Source organism: Methanobacteriaceae archaeon, from assembly GCA_013403005.1.
In the GTDB taxonomy this organism is placed as follows: Archaea; Methanobacteriota; Methanobacteria; order Methanobacteriales; family Methanobacteriaceae; genus Methanobacterium.
In genome coordinates this window covers 51,472-73,066 of record JACBOA010000015.1, presented here as the reverse complement: position 1 = coordinate 73,066, position 21,595 = coordinate 51,472, and the positions used below count along the sequence as shown (strand labels likewise).

Genomic DNA, 21,595 nt, shown 5'->3' with positions numbered 1-21,595 from the left:
ATTTTTTTGGTAAAAAAAACTTTATAATCGAATTTAAAGTTTTCATGAAATTAAAAGACCCCTTATCTTTACAATCCCTCAAATAACCGATTTATAATTTGTAGGGGCCTTATTAAAATGAATAAGGAATTAGGCAGGTCCCGTTCAAATAAAGCCCATTCATCACTCTGGGGAATAATTAAGATTTTTAAATTGTCTTTAAAGCCCTGAATTTTACTTTCTCTAATTTTAAACCTTAAAATAAATTTGTCCATAATGTTTAGCTTTTCTGGAGTGAAAATCAGATATAATATATTTTTACTTAACTCCTGAATGTAAAAATCCTTCTTGATTCCCTTATTTACAATTTTCGGGTATCTCAAATTAAATAAGATTTGCAAAATATAAAGATTGGAAAATAGTATACGCTGAACACCCAGTTTTTCTGCCTTTTTAATCATCACTCCCCAATTTAGATCTTCGAATTTTTTTATTAAACTCGCCAGATCATAAAGCCATGATAAACGACTCCACATGTGGCCAGCAACATGAATTGACAGAATCAGAATTAAATCTTCATTACTGAAGGTCTTAATGGATCTGTTATTCATAAAAACTGACTGTAAATTGATCTTATCGATAGGATAAGAAGTTTCATTAGGAAATGAGAAAGAAAACCCAACCACATTCCACTGAATTTCAAGAATAATACCATTATGCCTATTTTTAAATTTGTATTCCCTCTGGGATTTTAGATATTTCTTTTCTTTACTTGGGGAGAGGTTTAATACTGCTTCAAAATTCTCATTAATGAGTATTCTTTTTACTTTATAGAAATCTCTTTTTTCAATGAACAAGTCTAGATCGCCAAATTCTCTTAAAGAAAGATTATCATAACCCTGGATTGCTAGAACTGGACCTTTGTAAGGAATTGTAGTTACGTCAGCCTCATCGAGTAATTTAATTATCCTCAACACTTCTCCAGTGAATGAAAGATTTTTATAACTATTTTTCACCAAAAAATCCTTCAGAAAATTCAAAACATCAAAAGGAACACTATTAGGATAGTTTTTAAGAGTGTAATAAAGCATAGGTCTTAAACCATGATAAGAGGCTCTCTTTAATAAATAGTCCCAATCAACTCCCTTTTGGATAATTTTTTGGATTTTAGTTTGTTTTTTAGTCTCAATGGGAGTATGTGATAAATGAATGAGTAATTCATCTTCTTTTTTTATTCGAAATGGTAGTTGCATTTATTTAGCACCCTGCAAATCTTTTGAATTAGAGAAGTATTTATTTAATAAATTATCTAATGTTATCTGTAATTAAAATCGAGTGAGAATATGGAAGAAATTATACCAATACTACTAATATTTCTTATTACCGGGTTAATTTTTAGCTCAGGTTGTATAGAAAGCAACAAAGCCAACAGCACATGGGGAGAAAAGAAAATATCATTAGATTTAATAAATGTAGCAAACAACACCAAAGGAAATCGCAGCGAACGAAACGAGTCCATCTACTACGTATATGGCGATATAAACAATAATAACCCTTACGATGCCTTAAATGTTAAAATCAAGGTAACCACATATTATTCTAATGGAACTGTATTTGCAGTTAATGACACCCCTTACTTGGATCCAAAAACTATTCCTGCCAAGGGAACCTCATATTTCTATGCTCAATTTGATGATCCTGAAAAGAAAATTGCCCGATTTGAAGTTAAAATAATAGATGCAAAAGGTGAATATTGAACTTGAAATGTTTAATGAGCTATAATCCCCTGCACCTCACAAACTTTCCAGAACTTCCCCTCCTTATTTTCCAAAAGCTCATCCCAGGTGCCGGATTCCACCACCTCACCCCCATCTAAGAGGTAGATATAATCAGCATTTTTAATGGTGGAAAGCCGGTGGGCTATCATTAGAATAGTGATTTCACCGTGCAACTTATCAATAGACTTTAGGATTTTCTTCTCATTCTCAGAGTCTAGGTTACTGGTGGCCTCATCCAGAATCAGGAGGGATGGTTTCCTCAAAAGAGCACGGGCCAGTGCCAGGCGCTGCCTCTCCCCCCCAGACAACCGGACACCCCTATCCCCAATCAGTGTGTCCAGACCATCAGGAAGTCGGGATACGAATTTGTGGGCAGCAGCCAGTTTCAAACAGCCCCCCACTTCCTCCTGACTGGCATCAGGACGTGCAATGAGTAAGTTAAAGCGCACAGTTTCATTGAAAAGGAAGGTGTCCTGTGCCACATAAGCAATCCTACCACTCCATGAATCCTGAGAAGCAGAGATGGGCTGTCCATTGAATCTTATCTCACCCGTATCTGGCTGGATTAAACCCATCACCAGGTCAGCTATGGTGCTTTTACCTGCACCAGACGGGCCCACAATGGCCGTAGTCCTACCTGCAGGGATCCTGAGGTTAAGGTCTTTTATGCTAAAGTGATGTTCATCATGGTAAGTAAAGGAAACATCAACCAGTTCAACCCCTTCCCCATCACCAGATTTTGCAGTTCCTAGAACTTCTTCTCCAAGTTCCCGTCTCCTCATATCCTCTTTAAGGTCAGCATTCTCCAAACACTCCCCCTCCAATTCCATAACATTGGAAAAAGCGGGTAGCATGGTTATGAAATACTGGTAGCTGTTCTGGATGGTGGAAAACCTGGGTATCATCCGTACAAAGATGTAGATGAGGAGCAGTAAACTGGCGGTGGGTATCTGAACCACCTGAATCAAAAAGAGAACCATAACTGCCAGCACAACCACTGTCCCTATGTCAAATAACAATTTAACATCTGCATAACTGCGGATGGTGTTAAGATACCTCTGGGCAACATCATCCGCCTGTTGGGAGAAAATTTTCACGTTCTCCTCCTCCAGGTTGAAGCTTTTAATGGTTTTCATCCCATCCAGGTGCTGCATGACTGATGAGTAAATATCCCGGGTGGTGTTGGTGATTTCCTCCCCACTGAACTGCGACCTTCTCACCCTCCTCCTTAAAAGGAGCAGAATAACCACCCCTACCATGAAGATCACCCCGGTGAAGACACCTGCCAGTTTAAGGGAGAACACAATGTAAACCACCAGCACCATGGTACTGGCAATCAGGTTCAAAAACATGTAGGTTCCGGTGCTGATCCTTTCTATCTCATTAGTCAAGGCATGGGCAAAGTCAGATGATTTGACCCTGGTGAAAAAGAGCCAATTAGAACGGGTTATAGCTTCATATAATCTTTTCCTGAGGTGTGCTGCGAACTTGTATTCAATTTCATAACTAGCCAGTGTCTGCCACCTGGAAAGAAGCGCACCCAAACTCACAATACCCACATATAAACCTAGAACCAGGAACAGGGTAGGTTCCAAACCCAGGGACTTGATGAAAACAGAGACCCAGCCGGTGATCTGTCCCAGTGACTCCTGACCAACATCCAGTCCCACCAGCTGCAGGAGGGGGATGAGAATCAGGAGGCTAGCTGCTTCGTTGAAGCTGATAACCACCATGAGGGTTAAAGCCAGGGCCATCTTTCTGGGCATTAACCGGGTTAAGTTTTGAGTATACTGGCCCAGGAGACTGTTGTTAAAATATTTCTTTATCATCAACTCATCCATTATCTAATTGTGATCCACTATTAACATCAAGAATAGTCTTATAATCCTTTTCAGACTCCCCTAATACAACATCTCCCTCACGTTCCAACCAGGCATGGGCTTCAAACTGCCCGTCTTCACTGGAAACACCAATTTTTATCTGAGTATCGTAACCATACTTGGAGAATAATATATGCCCTGCCAGTGCCTGCACCAGGCAGGTGGCTCGGAGCACGTACCTGGAGGCCATCCTTACCATAAAGCTGATCCTGGGCAGGGAAAAAGAAGTAGAATTATGAGAAAATCCATTAGCAGGTGAGGATACCCTGCTAATTTGTTGCACTCTTTTTTTAACATAATTAAAGGGGAATATCCAGAGGATGACCCTGATGTAAATTACCCAGTAGAGTGCCCTTAATGCCAGTGTCTTTTCAGGGAAAGGTAATTTTATGAAACTTTTCAGGGGAATCATATATTATTTTCCTACACAAGTTCTGTTAAAATTTCTGTTATTGACCATATAATATATTATATATTATAATAGGGAATACATCAACCCAAAAAAAAATATGGAAACATTGCATGGCACAGGCTAAAACTTTGCAAAAAAAAATTCCAGTAACCCTTGATGAACTAAAAAAATCTTTGTGACGATCCTCACAAACCCCAGAAATATTGATCTATTTCCATGAAAAACACTCAATTTAGCCATACCCAATGTGACCATATTCACATAGATATAAATAAAAGACCAAGTTTTATAAGGTATTTTCACCACATTTATTTCTAGGAAAATTTTAAAGTTGTGAAAGTATTTTGCTCAACAAAAACAACCACTATTTTTGTGAATATTTTCACGCTTTTATATACTATGAAGTGACTCTTGTCACAAACATATAAGCAAAAGAAAAACCTTTATATGCATGGAATCACCATAAACTTATCCATCGGAATATTAGTATTTCAAAATTATATTGTTCATGGTCAACAATAAAAAAGGTGAAAAATTCAAGATAAAAAAAATGTCCAAAAAATTTGGGGGAAAGAAATGAAAGGAAAAAAACAACTCTTAATGTTTCTTTTAGCATTTGCATTTGTGCTAGCCATTGCTGGTACTTCTGCAGCTGCTATTAACAATACAGAAAACACTACCAACCTTACTGCATCTGCCAGTACTTGTTCTGGATCAGATCCTATAATCACTGGTACGGTTACTGTTAATGAATACGGCCATGTGAGGCCATTAGAAGGTGCCACTATAACCGTGGATTCAACCGCTGGGAAAGTTTTAGCCAGCACAACCACAGATGCCAATGGATACTACTACCTGAACTTTTACAGCACCGACACCACCTTTAATGTTATAGCCAGTTACATGGGATGCAACTCCATCACCAAAAGTGTGACTGTGGCCAATGGCCCTAATTACCCCACTGACCCTAATAAATACGGTACAGCCAATTTCGAGTTAACCCCCAAAACCGCAACTTTAACTGGTACCGGAAACGGCCGGACTGTGTACATCCAGGGACAGAACAAGAACGGATTTGCAGGTATAATCAATGTCATAGTTGATGGAACAACATACGCTGCATACTGTATTGATTTATTCACCCCCATCAGCATAGGCGACACCCTACTGGTTAACGGACCTCTCCCTGGAACTGCAGGAGATTTACCCAGTGGAGTGGATTGGGGTAAAGTTAGCTACATCCTGAATACTTACACTGGTTCCACCAGTGATGAAGCTGCAGCCATACAGTGCGCTATCTGGTACTTTACTTCTGCACCTTACGGACCTTACAATCCCTCAGCACCTTTAGGGACTTACTACCAGTACATGACCGCCCCCAACGATGCTAGAATTGGTGGCGCCACTGGTTCCACTGCAGTAAGAGACAGAGCATGGGTGATTATTGGTGAGGCAATCTCCATGAAATATCCTTACAGTTTAGAAGTCACCCCTGAATCAGTAACCATACTTAACGGCCAATCCGTTAGCATTACTGCCACAGTGAGAGATAAAAACGGGACCCCCCTATCCGGAGTTACTGTAAACTTCCAGACAACCCGGGGAACTCTAAGCAGTAGTTCCGGGGTCACAGATGTTAATGGCCAGGTTACTGTAAATTTATCCAGCATAGGTAATAACCGAAACGCAGTGGTCACTGCATATGTCAGTGGAAACTACGGGAACCTTTTATATGATAACAAGTACGAAACCCCCCGGAAACAGAACCTGGTAGCCCGTAACGTGTTACCCTTAACCATCACCGACTTTAGTATAATAAACACTGCAGTACAGGCTGATGTTACCTTAACTCAAACTGTAAACGGAGGAACCACTGCCACCGTTAATGTGGGAGACAAGGTTACCTTTGTGGTTACTGCCACCAATGCCAACCAGAACACGGCAACCGGAATAATGATCACCGACATCATCCCTGCAGGATTAAGTGGAGTGACTGTAACCCCATCTTCAGATACAACCTACTACAATGGAGTTTGGACCATACCCACCTTAAACAAGCAGGCCAGTGCCACTTTAACTATCACTGGAACTGCAACTTCAGCCATGGCTGGATTGAACACCGTTAACACTGCAACCAGAACTTCTCAGGAACAGTACAATTCTAAACCAGCCACTGTTAGTGCCACTGTTTACACCAAAAAAGCAGATGTAGTTCTAACTTCAACAGCCACCACACCTGTAAATGTAGGCGACACCGTAACTTACACTGTCACAGCCACCAACAACGGCCCTGACGCAGCAACCAATCTTAAAATATCTGATATTCCCCCTGCTGCTTTAAGTGGAGTAACCATCACCCCCTCTGTGGGAACCTACAGCTCTGGAATTTGGACCATACCATCACTAGCTAACGGTGCAGTTGCCACCCTAACCATAACTGGAACTGCAACTTCCAGCATGGCCGGATATAACACCATCAACACTGCAACCAGAACCAGCCAGACTGAATACAACAGCCAACCAACCACCACCACAGCCACTGTTTACACCAAAAAAGCAGATGTGACCATAACCAACACTGCCAACCAGAGCAACCTTAATGTGGGTGACACTGGAAGTTTCACCCTCACTGTCACCAACAATGGACCTGACCTGGCAAATATCCAAATAACTGATTTACTATCCCAGTTGCCTGCAGGATTCACTGCAGGAACACCAAGCACTGGTACATACAACCCGGTTACTGGTGTGTGGACCATCACTAATCTGGCAACTGGATCTGCTAACGCAGCTACCCTGGTATTCAGTGGAGTCATCCAGGCAGCACAAGCCGGAACAACCATTACCAACCACGCAACTGCAACCAAAACCGAATACCCTCAAACAGTCACCATACCAGATGCCTCAATATATGTTAAGAAAGCCAATGTTACCGTAACCCAGACAGTTAACGGTGCCAGCAGTGCCATAGTCAATGTGGGTGACACTGTTACCTACGTCATAACTGCCCTTAACAGCGGCCCTGATGCTGCCAGCAACCTGCAAATAACCGACTTGCTGCCAAGCGGATTATCTGACACCGGCTACTCCATAATTGGACCTGGAACCTACAATTTAAACACTGGCTTGTGGGACATTGGAAACTTAAACAGTGGTGCAAGTGCAGTTTTAACCTTAACTGGTAAAGTTACTGCCTCCATGGCTGGATTAAACACCACCAATTACGCTAACAGAACCAGCCAAACAGAATACAACCCAGCAGCAGCAAGCACCAGCACCACAGTTTACACCAAACTCTCTGACCCCATAATCACCCAGACAGTGAACGGTCAGAGCACGGGAATCGTTACTGTGAATGTGGGCGATGATGTGACCTTCGTGGTTAATGCTTACTGCAGCGGACCGGATGATGCAACTAACATTAAAATTAGAGATGTGGTACCTGCCGGGTTAACCAATGTCACTGTAACTCCTTCCGTAGGATCTTATGATCCTGAAACTGGAATCTGGAGCATTGACTTCCTGGAAAAGTTCACCAGTGCCACTCTAACTATAAGTGGTAAAGCAGGACCTGCAATGGCAGGTTACAATATAACCAATAATGCAGTTGAGATTAACCAGACTGAATACAACCCTAACCCTGGTAACAGTACAAGTATACCTGTTTACACTAAAATGGCTGATGTTACGCTCAGTCAGACTGGAAGTTACTACCAGAATGTTGTAACTTTCATAGTGACTGCAACCAATAACGGACCGGACACTGCTACCAACATTCGCATAGAAGACGTGATTCCTGCTGGACTGACCAATGTCACTGTTACACCTTCAGAAGGAACAAGTTATGCTAATGGTGTTTGGACCATACCCGAATTATTAAATGGCGCATTAGCATTTTTAACTATATCTGGTAATGCAAATCCGCAAAATACCATTGCCAATACTGCAACTTTGACTGAACAAAACGAATACAATCCATATATAGGTCAAACTATAAAGAAACTGATTTACGTACCCTCTGCAGATGTTCGAGTGACCATTTACACGACAACAGGCAAATACGACAACTGGGATGTAAACAACGACGTAACCTGGGCAACAGACGCCATCAACAACGGCCCAGACGATGCACACAACATAATAATAACAATCAGCCTACCACTAGGACTAGACTTCAAAGGTGCAGACCCACGTTCAAACGGAGCATACACCTACAACTCCACACTACGAACAATAACCTGGACCATTGACTTCATGCCCAGCGGAGGTGCAGCATCACTAGACATACTAACATACATCAGCAAATCAGGAGACTTAACAATAACTGCAACCAAAATCAACCAAACAGAATACGACCCAAACAACAACAACAACGCAAGAAGCAGAACACTACCCATACCACAACAAGTCGACATACAAGTCACACAAAACGTCGATAATCTTACTCCTAACATAGGTCAAACAATTATTTACACTATAAATGTAGTGAACAATGGCCCAAGTAACGCTACTGGGTTATCTATAAAAGACAGTTTACCTGCAGGATTAACATTCCAATTCGCAGATACCCACGGAACAGGAACATACAACGAAAACACAGGAATATGGACCATAGGAAACTTCAAAAACGGACAAACAGCAACACTAACCATAACAGCACTCGTCAACATTGCAACTTACATAAAGAATACTGCAAAACTCGAATCTGTGGACCAATTTGATTGGAACTTTAACAATAATGCACAAACAACAATTATTAATCAGGGAAGTTACACAAAGACTGCAGATGTTCGGGTGACCATTTACACGACAACAGGCAAATACGACAACTGGGATGTAAACAACGACGTAACCTGGGCAACAGACGCCATCAACAACGGCCCAGACGACGCACACAACATAATAATAACAATCAGCCTACCACTAGGACTAGACTTCAAAGGTGCAGACCCACGTTCAAACGGAGCATACACCTACAACTCCACACTACGAACAATAACCTGGACCATTAACTTCATGCCCAGCGGAGGTGCAGCATCACTAGACATACTAACATACATCAGCAAATCAGGAGACTTAACAATAACTGCAACCAAAATCAACCAAACAGAATACGACCCAAACAACAACAACAACGCAAGAAGCAGAACACTACCCATACCACAACAAGTCGACATACAAGTCACCCAAAACGTCAATAATGAAACAACGATTCAGACTCCAAGTGGAAATACTATTACATTAACTATAAATATCCAAAATAATGGTGATAATGCAACTGGTTTAACTATCAAAGACAGTTTACCTGCAGGATTAACATTCCAATCCGCAGATACCCATGGAACAGGAACATACAACGAAAACACAGGAATATGGACCATAGGAAACTTCAACAACGGACAAACAGCAACACTAACCATAACAGCACTCGTCAACAGTGCCCTCAACAATAAAACTATAATAAATACAGTTAAACTCGAATCTGTGGACCAATTTGATTGGAACTTTAACAACAACAGCCAAAAAACATATATTAATGTTGAATAATACTAGAAGGATTGTTCACATATTTTAATTTTCTTTTTTTGGAGATTTTTACGAAAATTTATAAACCAAAAAAAAAAGAAAATATGATAGAAGGAGTTCAAATATGCCCCAGAAGGTCAAGTCAAAATACTCAAAACCTGTTTTAAAATACCACGGGAATTTAAAAGAAGTTACTCTAGCCGGACAAGATGGTTCAGGAGATTATGCACGAAAATATGGTTCTTCTTAATATTGAACCATCAATGGATTTTTTTTCTGTAATTTTTTATTTTTATTCTTTCTCAATTTTCTTTTAAATGGTTAAAAGAACTTTCCAACCAAAAGGAAAGAATTGCGATTTTCCAAATATCAATCGAATCTGCACCCTCAACACCTTCAATATATCTTCTATAAATCTTAGGTAATTCTTTACAATCAACATATTTTCGTATCAACTTATTCTTATATATCAAATCATTCAAACAATCTCGTTCAAATAATAACAAATTCCTTTCAAATACATGGAAAAAATTAATTTTACCTCTACGCCATTGAACTTCATTTGGAAGGAGATCGCTAAGCCCATATCGAACTAACAGTCGACCCCATCCATTGTCGTATTTTATATGGGTGGGAACTGCAAAACAAAATTCAACTAAGCGTTTATCCATCATAGGATGACGAGGTTCAATTGAATGAGGTGCTGCAAATTTATCCATCATTTCAAAAATTTGTTGATGAGTTGCAAGTGTTAGATAATAATAATGGATTCTTCTAGAATTATTTGCAGCTCTTAATGGATATAATTCCATTTGTTTATACAAATTCTTTAAATCAAATTTTTGAACAAAATCTTTATTAATGTTAACAAAGTCTTTTTCCCGCCTAATACCTTTAAAATGAAGCCATATATCGTGAAATTCAGGAACTAACTTAAACAATACTTCAGCCACAAATAATTTAAAAAACTCAACAATTCCCCCATTTGATTTAATCTTAATTTCATCGATTAACTTAAACCATTTAAATCGAACAAATAATTCAAATAAATAATTTTCACCTTTATAGAGGAGACAATCACCATCATGCCCACCTATAACAACCTTAACACCTTTATCACTCATTTTTTTATATAGTTTCCAAATCATGGCCATGTTAGGTGTTTCAAGAGGTTCATCCTGATAAAATAATATTTCATCAGCCCCATCAAAAGGACTGATTGAATCTCCTACCAAATAAAAAGGTTTGAATCCATATTTATCAACAATTTTTTTGATATAATAACTTTCGTCAGTTTGCTTGATTTCATTAAAAATTAGGGAAAAAGTTAGAATATCTGTATGAGTTTTTGATAAAATCTTTTTTGCCATTACAACAACAGATGATGAATCTATTCCCCCACTTAACTCAAATCCAATAGGATGAATAGTTCTTAAACGACATTTAATTGCTTTTTCAAAAATTTCACGAAATTTCAAATAATAATCTTCGTCAGTATCAAAAAATATTCTTAAGTTAGGATCCAATTCCCAGTATTTCTTCAACTCATAGTTATGAAACTCAATATACAAACAGTTAGAAGCTGGTAGTCGAAATATATTATTGTAGAAAGTTAATTTTCTATCAGTACTAATTGGTATTAAATGATAAGCTACTTTTATTTCATTTAATTCCAGATTTAAGTCCTCTCCATAGTATAAAAGAGATTTGATCTCACTTGCGAATAAAAAATAATCATTAGATAAATGATAATAAAAAGGCTTAACCCCCATATGATCCCTAGCACAGAACAAAGTTTCCCTATTCTTATCCCAAATAGCAAAAGCAAAATCCCCTAAAAGCTCCTCAGGGCACTTTTCACCCCACTTCTCATAGGCCTTTAGAATGAAATAACTATCAGAAACATACTCATTATCTTCAATTCCTAATTTAGGTGCGAGCTCTTTACGGTTGTCTATCCTGGCATCAGCAGTTATGACCAGTCCAGATTCCTCATCTTCAAAGGGCAGGATTTCATGGAGGGATTCAGGGGTTGTGTGGAGCATCTGGTGGCCGAAAGCCACTGGGCCCTCGCACCATATTCGGGATCCGTCTGGTCCGCGGTGTGATATTTTATCATTCATTTTCTTTATATCGGCAGGATCTACATCCTTACCATCCCTTCGAAAGATTCCAGTTATTCCACTCATAAAAGTCCCACTGTTTAAAATATATAATATTACAAAGGATATTAATTAAGAACAATTCAAGCACAGATACATAGATTCATAAAATATTCATCCAATAATATTTAAATCTATAATTATGGACTTAAACTAATCTATTTACATGAATCGGTTTAATTTAATTCTAACCCCTTTAATTCAAGCCTGCATTAAGTCGTTGGCTGAACATTTACTCCATTAAACTATTAAAAAAAAAAATCAATCCTCATCATTAATTATGATCATACCCTTTCCTGCAAGCTCGTGGAGTAAATCAAATAAATCCTGTTCGCATTCTTCCTTTTCCACATCATATTCAGCTAGAATTGCATCTCTAACTTCATTGATAGTTTTTGGTTCCTTGATCTGCTCCCAGATAAAGGCTCCCACAGGATTCAATCCATAGTAAATCCCGTCTTCCATTCCCAGAAGAACTATTTCATCTTCCACATTACAGTAAACATAATCCTTGCTCACGGTTACAATGGTAGAACCTGATAATTCCATAAATTCATCTCTCCCTAATAAAAAATGATTTTTTTCTTCAATAAGTTGACCATATAATAAATTAACTCATAATAAACTCATAATAACTTCCAATGAAAGTTTTAGACAAGTTTTAAATTTATGTGAAGTTTTCATTCCATAATAAGTTGTCTGATAACCCTTAAACTTTAAAATATTTTTACTCAACATCTTAAATAAATCTTATGACCATGATGGATTAAGGATGAGGTTCGTATTTCTTTAAAAAAAATGACTTGGCAGATGATGATTAATGAAAAGATGATAGTAAAAAATTATTTAGGGATTTTAGGGAAATTGTAAATGAACTGCAAATAAAAATCGAAATAGAAATGGAAAATAAAAATGAATAAAAGGAAAAAGGAAAAATAAAAAAAAATAGAGGTTTAAAAAAAAAAGGTTTTCTACTGTTTAGTGATGTTTCTTACCGGATACGACTGTTCCACCCATAAGCATTAACATTCCGGATGCCAGGGATGCTAAAGGTATTCCAGGGTCATTTGATACGGGACTTTCACCTTGTTCTGCACCAGATCCATTAGTTGCATTGGTTAAATCAACATCGGTAGAATCATTGGTTGATTCATCAGTTTCTCCTGCACCCACACTTTCCTCATTTACTGTCTCAGTTTCCCCAGATACTTCTTCGGTTGAAACTTCTTCAGTTACTTCTTCAGTGAATAGAACAGATTCTAGAGCAGATTCTTGAGTGGACTCTTCAGGGATTTCTTCTAGAGTGGGTTCTTCAGGACTTTCATCCAGCAGGGGTTCATTAATATCTTCTTCTGGTGGTTCTTCTGGTTCTGGGTCGGGTAAGGAACCTGTTACCTGGTATTCTATGTAATTTCCGTTTACAAAGCAGTTAATTATGGTCAGAAGGCCATTGTTAACAATGGCTTCACCAGTACCATAGTTCCATATGGCGAGGTTTTCCAGAACCACACTCACACCACCTATGGAAACGGTTGCAGATTCACTGCTGGATTTGATTACATTGTCCTGGGGGTTGGCCCCTAGACCATTAATGTTAAGGTTTTTATTGACACGAATTTGTTCTTCATGGACTCCACTATCAATTTGAACATGATATCCATCCATGGTTTCATAATTATTAACTGCATCATCAATGGAGGTGGGTCCGGTGAATGAATAGCCATTTTCAACCACATATGCACTGAGGTAGTCTCCCCCTTGTGGCTCTAGACCGGCTGATACTGCTCCACTCACCATCAACGCCACCAGGAGGGTGAGCACAATGAATGTAAGTTTCATTTGCAGATTTCTGGTCATGTTCATTTTTTCTCACCTTCCTCAATTTTTCTCATGAAAATCATTCTCTAATACATACCCTCTTTTCACAATCAGATAATATTTAAAAAGATTTTAGTGAATAGTGTCACAAAGTAATGTGAAAATTGTCACAAAAATACTAGTTTTACCTCCCTAATCAATCTAAATCTTATAAAAAATGTTTATATCAATTAAATAATGATTATTAAATAATAAATAAGTTTATTTTAAAAACAAACTAAAATAAACTGAATTTGATATGCATTTTTTTGAGATTTCATCAACAATTTGGAACAAAAGAATGCTCCAGGAAAACATATGGTAAAAAAAGTGTTTCTCTAGACATTACTGAGAGAACCCTAACTATTTATATTACTAAATATAAAATAATTAATATTATGTTTATATTTTGTAGACTATATAAAACCCATCATGACTCATGCAAAGGAGAAGGAAATTCAACAATCTAAAACAATTGGCACTAAAATAACCCCAAGAGAATATAAAGAAATATCCTCCCCTGATATATACGCAGGAATCTATCTAAGTGCCTCTGTTTAAAAAACTTGTCATATTCTGGAAAATAGGCTAAAATTAGGGATAAGATATCTTTAGTATGAAAGAAAAGGTTTTCAAATAAATTTATGTGCATTAAAATATTAATAAAAATATAAATTGTGGGAGATGTTTCAGATGAAAACTACATTCACCGCCATATTTGAGAAGGTCAACAATTGTTATATAGGATATGTTGAAGAACTTCCCGGTGCAAATACCCAGGGAGAGACACTTGAGGAGGTGCGAGAGAACCTCTGTGAGGCCATTGAATTGATTTTATTATCTAATCGAGAAATTACTGAGAAAGGATTGGAAGGGAAGGAATTTATTCGTGAAAATATAAAAGTTGATATTTGATGAAAAGACGCAAATTAATTCGTCATTTGGATGATTGTGGTTGTGAATTTCTTCGAGAAGGTGGAAAACACACAGTTTACTATTAATCCCTCTAACCAGAAGACATCCACAGTTCCCAGACATGTTGAGATTGTTGATGCACTTGCAAGAAAGATTTGCAAAGATCTAGAAGTTCCATTTCCAGAATAATCCAATCATATCATGTCTTTATAAAAAGTTAGCTAAAGTGATGTCAAAAATTGTTTTAAATAAGGTTATTTGGATAAAATATTTATCCCGAAATTTTTTTAGGTAACACATAAAACCAGTCTTCATCCAAAAAAAGTAGTAAAAAATTGGTAAAATTTGAAGTCCCATTTTTTTACGATTTAAATATCCTTTTCAATCACCCTTAAAAGCTCTTCAATCTCTTCAAAAGAATGGGAGATCTCCAGCCGGCATACTTTAACACTATTTATAAGCTGGGCGCACAGGATTAGGTTCTCCTTCTGGGTGGTTTGCTGGAAGATCCGGTTGGCAGTGGAGTGTCTGATGAGATCAATCAGGTTTTCCTGAGACTTCAAACGAGATACTTCAGTCTTAGCTCCCTTTTCTATTAAGTATATCCTCTTTAATGTAACTGGTTCCTGGGAAAACCCGTAGGAAGCATCACAGAAAACCTTCCCCACAATGGTCCTTATAGGCGTTATGATGTCCGTGTTATCTTTAACCTGATTGTAGGAATCTTCTGATAAACGAACATGGGGATATCCAGGATAAACCACTGCTTTCCCATCTATAAATTTTATGGCCAGGATATCATCAGCCACTAGGGGGTAACCATCAACATATAAATGAATAGCTGTGGTGGACTTACCATTACCCCTGTGACCCAGAAAGGCCACTGCTCCTCCATCCACCTTAACTGCACTGCCATGCAATACCAGAAATCCCCGCTGATGTAACATCAAGGCCATAACCGGTCCTAATAAAAAAGGAATCACATTAATCTCATCACCATCATCGAGTTCAGCAACTGGCTCCACAGTTACACGGTTCCCCCCGCTGATTTTGACTTTTCCAATGTCCTCCCACCACAAATACACATCACTACCTGCAACCAAGTAGTTGGTCCCTTTAACATCCGCATGGGTTACCTGGGAGGGGTCCGCTTCTCCCAGAACTATCCTAACGTCTGGATAACCTGAACCTTCTACCATTCCCGGTAGTTCGATTTCTGATGCAATTTCCAGTCCGAATGCTTTATAAAAGTACATAATTCTTACTATTTCCTCCAAAATTAACTTAGACTTAAAGACTTAATATTCAAAATTAATGAGTAATGGTCTTCTTAATTCTTAATAAAAAGTTTAGAGCATCTTAAATATTAATTCAGCTTTTCTCTTAATAATAAGATAACATCGACTTTATCCCGGTACTTTTGGAGAACTTTATTAGTGAATTCACAAGAATCGCCATTAGTTATCCTGGAGATTCATAGAACTAAATATGCCTCCGGGATTAAATAAAATTTTCCGAAATAGTTTCTGTATATAAATTTTTAAGTAACTCATTGCATGTAGGAGTTGATTTATTTTTCTAACCAAAGCTTTGAATGATGGATTTTCTATTATTTTGTAATAATTCTTCTTTGAAGATTTTAGGTGTTCTAAGTCTTTAAATATTTCTGTGATGGTCCGAATATTTGGAAAATACAACCGTATTAATTATGAATCGCCAAGACCTCTGAAAACAACAGCTTCCGGGTTGAATTCTTCTGGATCAAAGTTATCTCCCAACCATTCCACTGTCTCCTCATATTCTTCATGTTCAGGGTCTTTCAGGATTTCCAGCATCTCCTGATATCCCCCCACACCTCCGCAGTCTTCAGGTGGAGAGGCCCTTTTACCCCCAGTACACTGAGGATAAGCAGCACCCTCATCCAGGCTTTGGATCTTCTCCAGTTTTATTATATGCTCCCAGTAATCTCCGAAGTCGTAGATGTACCTTCCCCTGGGATTTTCCAGGTCGAACCAGTCTTCGATTAACTCATTATCCTCTTGAGAATTGTCCAGTGAGATCCTATTCCCACTGAATGGGTCGGGAAGCTGGAACTCGTGCAAGTGGTAATCCTCCCAGCCCATAACATCCTGGATGGCCTTATGCAGATCCTTCAGGGTACTGTCCCCGGGAACCAGTATCCTCCTCCAGATAGGTGGTCTTATCCCCTCCAGATCAATTCTAAACTGATAAATGGATTTTCCTACTTTAGACAATTCGGTGCCTGCATCTGTTTGGAAAAAGGTCTGCTGAGTCTTATCTTTTTTAGGTTTTCTTTCACCCCTGCTCCTGGTGGAACTGGGTACACTGTTTTGATTGAGAGAATCCATATCCTGAGAATATCCCCTTAGGGCAAGTTCCTCCTTCAAAAAAGCCTGTATTTTCTCATTTTCTAGTAGTGCGTCTGGGTCTCCTTTTTGTATCAGTGTTGCTATATTTTCATCTTCTTCAATTAGTTCAAGCAGTTTTTCAAGGGATTCCTCTGGTATGAAAAGTTCCATAGCCTCGAGAACTGGATTATTCTCACCAGCAGAGTCCATTATGCCCTGCTTAACCTGTCCTAAAACTTCCAGTTCATACACTTCATCCAGTTTTACACCCATTTTGGTGGTGATTTCCAGTAGGGGGAACAATTCTTCATTTTCGTAGAGTATGGTCTGTGGCAGGTGCTGGGTTTTGGTGACTGCCTGGTGGAAGGTTTCCAGGAAGAGAGATTTCCACTGGCTGGGTTCTGCCAGTTCCACCTCCAGGGAATCACCTCTTTCATGGTCAGCCCAGGTGATGACTGCCGGGAAGTAGGGTCTTTCATCTGATCCCTCCTGAACTGCCTCGGGATAATAAAATAAATCAACTTCCCAGGTGCCCTGCTTTTTCATTTTCTTAAGTTTCATCTGTAACTTTATCTGGAAGGGATACCTCTCCCATATTAACCTTAGAAATAGATTCTTCCTCATCATTACTCTCACTTACGCACCCCTCATCATCCGTGGGATCTGTCCAGCTGTCCTTCCACTCACCTTTGTGGTCAGGGATTCTGGTGAAAATTTTCCCCAAAACTGGTGGGGTGAGGAGTTCTGGGTCTTCTTTAATGCCTTGGCCAACAATTATGGCCTGCTCCAGTATCAGGGTTAGAAATCTGGCTTCATCACCATCCAGGTACCAGGGCATGTAATGGGGGCGGAAACTTCTAAAGAGGGGCCATTGATTCTTACCCCTGAATCTCAATCCCAGTTTACGTATGATCTGGTAATCTTCATCCTCAATATCATCACGGTCTTCAAATGAAACCACCAGCACTCTCTGCTGAAAAAAAGCATCAGGGTCATCTGGGGTAATTCTACCAGATTGTATATCACAATAGTTTTCCAAGCCTTCAGGGCCCAGGTAGGCTGCCATGCCATAGAAAGATTGCATCCTGCCCATAACAGTGCAGTAGGCTGTTTCACCAGTTTCCGGGTTTTTAACTGCGAATATCTGCTCATCCCACATCCATTCCCATGGTTTGAGTTTCTTGAATTCGGTTGCTTTCTGGTAAAGTTCTTTCCATTCCTTTATTGACGGTGAGTTATCTGCCATATTATGACACCTATAAATTTTCGATTTATGAATAAAAATGATACCATAAAAACTTATTATTCATAGTAACATATACAATTCTTGTGATTTTTTTGCCACATAAAAAAGATATGATCAACAAAGTCCTGCAGATTATAAAAGAAAGAAAAGATTTTGATAAAGTAAAATTCATCATTCTCTATGGTTCTGTAGCCCAGGGGAAAGATAGAGAAGACTCTGATATCGATCTATGTGTTTATTATGAGGGCAGCCGGTTAGATGCTTCTCGCTTTCGATTGGAAACTCTTTCTGAAATTTTAAGTGATGAAATAGATCTGCAGATTTACCAGCAACTCCCTTTATATATCCGGAAGGATGTTTTGAAGGGTGAACTGCTCTACTCCCAGGACAATCATTTCCTGCATGATGTGGCCTGCCAGACCATTAAAGAATTCGAGGATTTTAAGAGGCATTATTACCATTACATTGGGGAGGAATTCATCACATGAGGCGAGATATTATTCGCAATAAAATCAAAGAAATCCATGAAAGCGTAATTATGGTACAATCAAATTTACCTGATACTTTAGAAGAGTTCCAGGACTTAGGACTGGTTAAAGATGGTATTTATAAAAGGATTGAATTTTCCATAGAAAATGTTTGGGACATATGCTCCATTATCAACTCTGAATTATCCAGTGGAATACCTCAAGATGAAAAAGATATTATAGACAATCTGATGAAATCCAGAATCCTGAGTATTGATCTTGGTGAAAAACTCAAGATAATGAAAGGATTCCGTAACATAGTTGTACATCGTTACGGTAGTTTGGATGATGAAATCGCATTTTTAACTCTCCATGAACATCTGGACGACTTTCAAGAGTTCACAAGCCAAATTGAAGATTTTTTAAGTAGAAAATAACTAAAAATCAAAGCATTAATTTAACCGTACCATATTTTTTTAGATTACGACTCCCCCCCTATTTCAAAGATTACAGCGATTTCTATTGTAAACTCCTAAACTTTTTAACAGCCCCATTTCTATTACAATTTATGTATTTATAACCCTCCTCCCAACACTGATTACAAGTATTTATACCTCCTCCTCCCAACACTGATTATGAAACTCTCATCACAGAAAGACCTTCTACTGGTTATCATCCTCAGCCTCGTGGTTCTTATACTGACCTGGCTGCAGTTATTCAAGGGTTACACCTTAACCTTCATCACCACTATCCTGATACTTTTCTTACCAGGCTATGCCATCATAACAGCTATCTGGCCCACTGATGAGAGAATGGGCTGGGACTTACGCACCGGCATAGGTTTCGTGCTGGGACTTTTTTTCCTGCTATTCTTACCCCTAATACTTAATTCACTGAGTCTGAAATCAGTTGAAAGCAATCTGAATAATTTAATCTTCATTATAGCCATCCTACTGTCATTACTGGCCATGGCCCGTCGCTCGGGGAGGGAATCAGAAGAAGAACCTTCTGAGATGGATTATCAGCTTACCCTGGAAGAATCCATTGAAAGAGCAGCATACATGCGCCGGCAGGCCCGTGAAGAACAGGAATATGAGGATCTGGAAACCTATCCACCTGAAGAACCCCCAATCCAACCTGATGAGCTGGGTGAAGAAGAATTTCTGGAAGAGGAAACTCCGGATCTTCAAAAAGAAGGTACTGATTATTTACCTGAAGAAGAGCCAGATGAACTGGATTATGAATCCTGGAAGGAAGAAATAAAAAAACAGAAGCCCCTCCAGTATGAGAGAATTAAAGACAAAGAGGAAATTAAAAATTTCCCCTTAAGGGTAGAAAGGCCAGTTAAAACTGATGTTACCACCTCGGATTATGAGAAGGAAATGGACACCCCTGTATGGTGGGATGAACCTGCAGAGGAAAAATCTGGTTTTAAATACTGGGATCTTCTAATAATCCTGTTTTTAAGCGGAGTTTCACTCTTATTCCTCTGCTTCAATCCACTGAAAACCACTGCCACTTCAGTAGTATTTTTCATATTACTGCTATTCATTTTGGGTTATGCTGCCCTTACCATCATATTCCCGGATAAATCCCGGGCAAGTTCAAGGGATCTGATACTAGCCAGTGTTATTGTAGCGCTGGTCCTCTTCACTCTCTCTTTCCTGGCTTTTTTAATGCATCTATTACCCTCCCTCCCCAATTATATGGTGGGGGTGATGCTAGTCGCATCAGTGGTGCTGGTGGCTGGGGCTTTCCTGCGTAAATGGAGAGCAACAAAAGGAGAAGATGAATTAGAAGAAGAACCTGAAACCCAAGAGATTACTGCTGAAGAGAAAGAATTCACCACCCCGGAAGATTTACACAAAGCAGAGAAAGCTGAAAAATCGCATGAAAAACTTGTGCAGGAGAGTGAAGAAAGCAAAAAGAAAGATACTCTTCTAGAAGGTATTGGTCATGTGGTTAAAACTGTTGATACTAAAAGGGATGAAGATGGTGAATCTCTTGGCGAGAAAACTCCTGTTGACTGGGTTAAACCTCGTTATCCCTTCACGGACCTTTTACTGGTTGTTGCCATAACCATTCTAACTGCAGCTTTTGTACTTATACCACCCTTGAATCAAACCTTCATCAGAACTATCCTTGGAATCTTACTGGTTCTGTTTATTCCCGGTTACGCATTAATAGCTGCTCTTTTCCCTAAAAGGGATGATCTTGATGGTATTGAAAGGGCGGCTTTGAGTTTCGGTTTGAGCATCGCTGTAACACCCCTTATTGGTCTGGCACTTAACTACACGCCCTGGGGAATACGCCTGGACCCCATCCTCATCAGCCTCACCATTTTCACCCTGTCCATGTGCCTGGTAGCATTCCTGCGAAGGAAGAAACTAACTGACGAAGAAAGGTTCAGTGTGCCTTTCAGTGAGTTTATGAAGGGAATGAAAGAATCATTCCAGGGAGAATCAAAAATAGAAAGAATTTTATCCATTATACTCATCATCAGCATTATCCTGGCCATTGCCACCACAGTTTACATTATTGTAAAACCCAAAGAGGGTGAGAAGTTCACGGAATTCTACATCTTAGGACCCAATGGAACAGCCAGTAACTATCCCACCAACCTCACCACCGGACAAAACGGCACTGTTATCATTGGTGTGGTGAACCATGAATATGCCACCACTGATTATAAACTGGTGGTAAAGGTAAATAACAGCACACTTAAACAAGAAAATTTAACCCTGTCCAACGGAGAAAAGGTGGAAATACCATACACCTTCACTGCAGGAACTTCTGGTCAGAAGAAGATGGAATTCTTACTGTACAAATTACCAGACAACGAAACAGTGTACCGTTCACTGCACTTGTGGTTGAATGTTAAATAGAAAATCTGATGGAATGATAAATCCCATTAGATTAAATTTCTAGTGAAGTGACAAGTTCAACATAATACTCTGCTAAAGAAAAATATGACACCGGAATTAGGAGATGGAATGCTCTTATA

At 38.9% G+C, this 21,595-nt stretch carries 15 protein-coding genes and 1 pseudogene; 7 read left to right on the top strand and 9 right to left on the bottom strand.

Annotation, left to right across the window (positions count from 1 at the left end):
- Positions 1-68: 68 nt before the first annotated feature.
- Positions 69-1,232: a nucleotidyltransferase family protein gene (locus HVN35_09680; GenBank protein NYB52811.1), complete on the bottom strand. Its 1,164-nt coding sequence runs from the start codon at positions 1,230-1,232 to the stop codon at positions 69-71.
- A gap of 90 nt (positions 1,233-1,322) precedes the next feature.
- Between HVN35_09680 and HVN35_09675 the strand changes: the two genes are divergently transcribed.
- Positions 1,323-1,736 (top strand): hypothetical protein, encoded by a 414-nt coding sequence (locus HVN35_09675; protein ID NYB52810.1) that lies wholly within the window; start codon positions 1,323-1,325, stop codon positions 1,734-1,736.
- Positions 1,737-1,747: 11 nt separating this feature from the next.
- On the opposite strand, the gene HVN35_09670 is transcribed toward HVN35_09675, so the two are convergent.
- Positions 1,748-3,586, bottom strand: a complete 1,839-nt coding sequence (locus tag HVN35_09670) for an ABC transporter ATP-binding protein (GenBank protein NYB52809.1) — start codon at positions 3,584-3,586, stop codon at positions 1,748-1,750.
- A gap of 4 nt (positions 3,587-3,590) precedes the next feature.
- Complete coding sequence (locus HVN35_09665; protein NYB52808.1) at positions 3,591-4,049, bottom strand: lasso peptide biosynthesis B2 protein; 459 nt, start codon at positions 4,047-4,049, stop codon at positions 3,591-3,593.
- Positions 4,050-4,625: 576 nt separating this feature from the next.
- Here HVN35_09665 and HVN35_09660 point away from each other — a divergent pair.
- Positions 4,626-9,596 carry a DUF11 domain-containing protein gene (locus tag HVN35_09660; GenBank protein ID NYB52807.1) on the top strand — a complete coding sequence of 1,657 codons (4,971 nt, stop codon included), beginning with the start codon at positions 4,626-4,628 and terminating at the stop codon, positions 9,594-9,596.
- Positions 9,597-9,877: 281 nt separating this feature from the next.
- Here HVN35_09660 and asnB read toward each other — a convergent pair whose 3' ends face one another.
- The 3 genes from asnB to HVN35_09645 all read right to left on the bottom strand — a co-directional run bounded on the left by asnB (position 9,878) and on the right by HVN35_09645 (position 13,600).
- Positions 9,878-11,764, bottom strand: coding sequence for an asparagine synthase (glutamine-hydrolyzing) (gene asnB / locus HVN35_09655; GenBank protein NYB52806.1), 1,887 nt, complete (start codon positions 11,762-11,764; stop codon positions 9,878-9,880).
- Positions 11,765-11,998: 234 nt separating this feature from the next.
- Positions 11,999-12,286 (bottom strand): PqqD family protein, encoded by a 288-nt coding sequence (locus tag HVN35_09650; GenBank protein NYB52805.1) that lies wholly within the window; start codon positions 12,284-12,286, stop codon positions 11,999-12,001.
- 429 nt (positions 12,287-12,715) lie between these two features.
- Positions 12,716-13,600 (bottom strand): hypothetical protein, encoded by an 885-nt coding sequence (locus HVN35_09645; GenBank protein ID NYB52804.1) that lies wholly within the window; start codon positions 13,598-13,600, stop codon positions 12,716-12,718.
- Positions 13,601-14,287: 687 nt separating this feature from the next.
- Between HVN35_09645 and HVN35_09640 the strand changes: the two genes are divergently transcribed.
- Together HVN35_09640 and HVN35_09635 are read left to right on the top strand one after the other, a co-directional pair.
- Positions 14,288-14,509 (top strand): type II toxin-antitoxin system HicB family antitoxin, encoded by a 222-nt coding sequence (locus tag HVN35_09640; GenBank protein ID NYB52803.1) that lies wholly within the window; start codon positions 14,288-14,290, stop codon positions 14,507-14,509.
- A pseudogene (locus HVN35_09635) lies at positions 14,509-14,698 on the top strand (type II toxin-antitoxin system HicA family toxin). The gene HVN35_09640 and the pseudogene HVN35_09635 overlap by 1 nt, the downstream one beginning before the upstream one ends.
- Before the next feature lie 179 nt (positions 14,699-14,877).
- Here HVN35_09635 and HVN35_09630 read toward each other — a convergent pair.
- The 3 genes from HVN35_09630 to HVN35_09620 all read right to left on the bottom strand — a co-directional run bounded on the left by HVN35_09630 (position 14,878) and on the right by HVN35_09620 (position 18,124).
- Positions 14,878-15,765, bottom strand: coding sequence for a hypothetical protein (locus HVN35_09630; protein NYB52802.1), 888 nt, complete (start codon positions 15,763-15,765; stop codon positions 14,878-14,880).
- 450 nt (positions 15,766-16,215) lie between these two features.
- Entirely contained in the window at positions 16,216-16,878 is a 663-nt protein-coding gene (locus HVN35_09625; GenBank protein ID NYB52801.1) for a plasmid pRiA4b ORF-3 family protein, read from the bottom strand.
- Between the two features lie 550 nt (positions 16,879-17,428).
- Entirely contained in the window at positions 17,429-18,124 is a 696-nt protein-coding gene (locus HVN35_09620) for a hypothetical protein (GenBank protein NYB52800.1), read from the bottom strand.
- A gap of 110 nt (positions 18,125-18,234) precedes the next feature.
- Between HVN35_09620 and HVN35_09615 the strand changes: the two genes are divergently transcribed.
- The 3 genes from HVN35_09615 (at position 18,235) to HVN35_09605 (ending at position 21,476) form a co-directional block, all read left to right on the top strand.
- Positions 18,235-18,612 (top strand): nucleotidyltransferase domain-containing protein, encoded by a 378-nt coding sequence (locus tag HVN35_09615; GenBank protein NYB52799.1) that lies wholly within the window; start codon positions 18,235-18,237, stop codon positions 18,610-18,612.
- The gene (locus HVN35_09610) at positions 18,609-19,028 is read left to right on the top strand and encodes a DUF86 domain-containing protein (GenBank protein ID NYB52798.1); all 420 of its coding nucleotides are present in this window, start codon (positions 18,609-18,611) and stop codon (positions 19,026-19,028) included. Before HVN35_09615 ends, HVN35_09610 begins: the two co-directional genes overlap by 4 nt.
- A gap of 198 nt (positions 19,029-19,226) precedes the next feature.
- Positions 19,227-21,476 carry a DUF1616 domain-containing protein gene (locus HVN35_09605; GenBank protein ID NYB52797.1) on the top strand — a complete coding sequence of 750 codons (2,250 nt, stop codon included), beginning with the start codon at positions 19,227-19,229 and terminating at the stop codon, positions 21,474-21,476.
- Positions 21,477-21,595: the final 119 nt, after the last annotated feature.

Excerpts from the sequence above, each read along its gene's own strand:
- HVN35_09680 (NYB52811.1), bottom strand. The coding sequence starts at position 1,232 with ATGCAACTACCATTTCGAATAAAAAAAGAAGATGAATTACTCATTCAT.
- HVN35_09675 (NYB52810.1), top strand. The coding sequence starts at position 1,323 with ATGGAAGAAATTATACCAATACTACTAATATTTCTTATTACCGGGTTA.
- HVN35_09670 (NYB52809.1), bottom strand. The coding sequence starts at position 3,586 with ATGATAAAGAAATATTTTAACAACAGTCTCCTGGGCCAGTATACTCAA.
- HVN35_09665 (NYB52808.1), bottom strand. The coding sequence starts at position 4,049 with ATGATTCCCCTGAAAAGTTTCATAAAATTACCTTTCCCTGAAAAGACA.
- HVN35_09660 (NYB52807.1), top strand. The coding sequence starts at position 4,626 with ATGAAAGGAAAAAAACAACTCTTAATGTTTCTTTTAGCATTTGCATTT.
- asnB (NYB52806.1), bottom strand. The coding sequence starts at position 11,764 with ATGAGTGGAATAACTGGAATCTTTCGAAGGGATGGTAAGGATGTAGAT.
- HVN35_09650 (NYB52805.1), bottom strand. The coding sequence starts at position 12,286 with ATGGAATTATCAGGTTCTACCATTGTAACCGTGAGCAAGGATTATGTT.
- HVN35_09645 (NYB52804.1), bottom strand. The coding sequence starts at position 13,600 with ATGAACATGACCAGAAATCTGCAAATGAAACTTACATTCATTGTGCTC.
- HVN35_09640 (NYB52803.1), top strand. The coding sequence starts at position 14,288 with ATGAAAACTACATTCACCGCCATATTTGAGAAGGTCAACAATTGTTAT.
- HVN35_09630 (NYB52802.1), bottom strand. The coding sequence starts at position 15,765 with ATGTACTTTTATAAAGCATTCGGACTGGAAATTGCATCAGAAATCGAA.
- HVN35_09625 (NYB52801.1), bottom strand. The coding sequence starts at position 16,878 with ATGGATTCTCTCAATCAAAACAGTGTACCCAGTTCCACCAGGAGCAGG.
- HVN35_09620 (NYB52800.1), bottom strand. The coding sequence starts at position 18,124 with ATGGCAGATAACTCACCGTCAATAAAGGAATGGAAAGAACTTTACCAG.
- HVN35_09615 (NYB52799.1), top strand. The coding sequence starts at position 18,235 with ATGATCAACAAAGTCCTGCAGATTATAAAAGAAAGAAAAGATTTTGAT.
- HVN35_09610 (NYB52798.1), top strand. The coding sequence starts at position 18,609 with ATGAGGCGAGATATTATTCGCAATAAAATCAAAGAAATCCATGAAAGC.
- HVN35_09605 (NYB52797.1), top strand. The coding sequence starts at position 19,227 with ATGAAACTCTCATCACAGAAAGACCTTCTACTGGTTATCATCCTCAGC.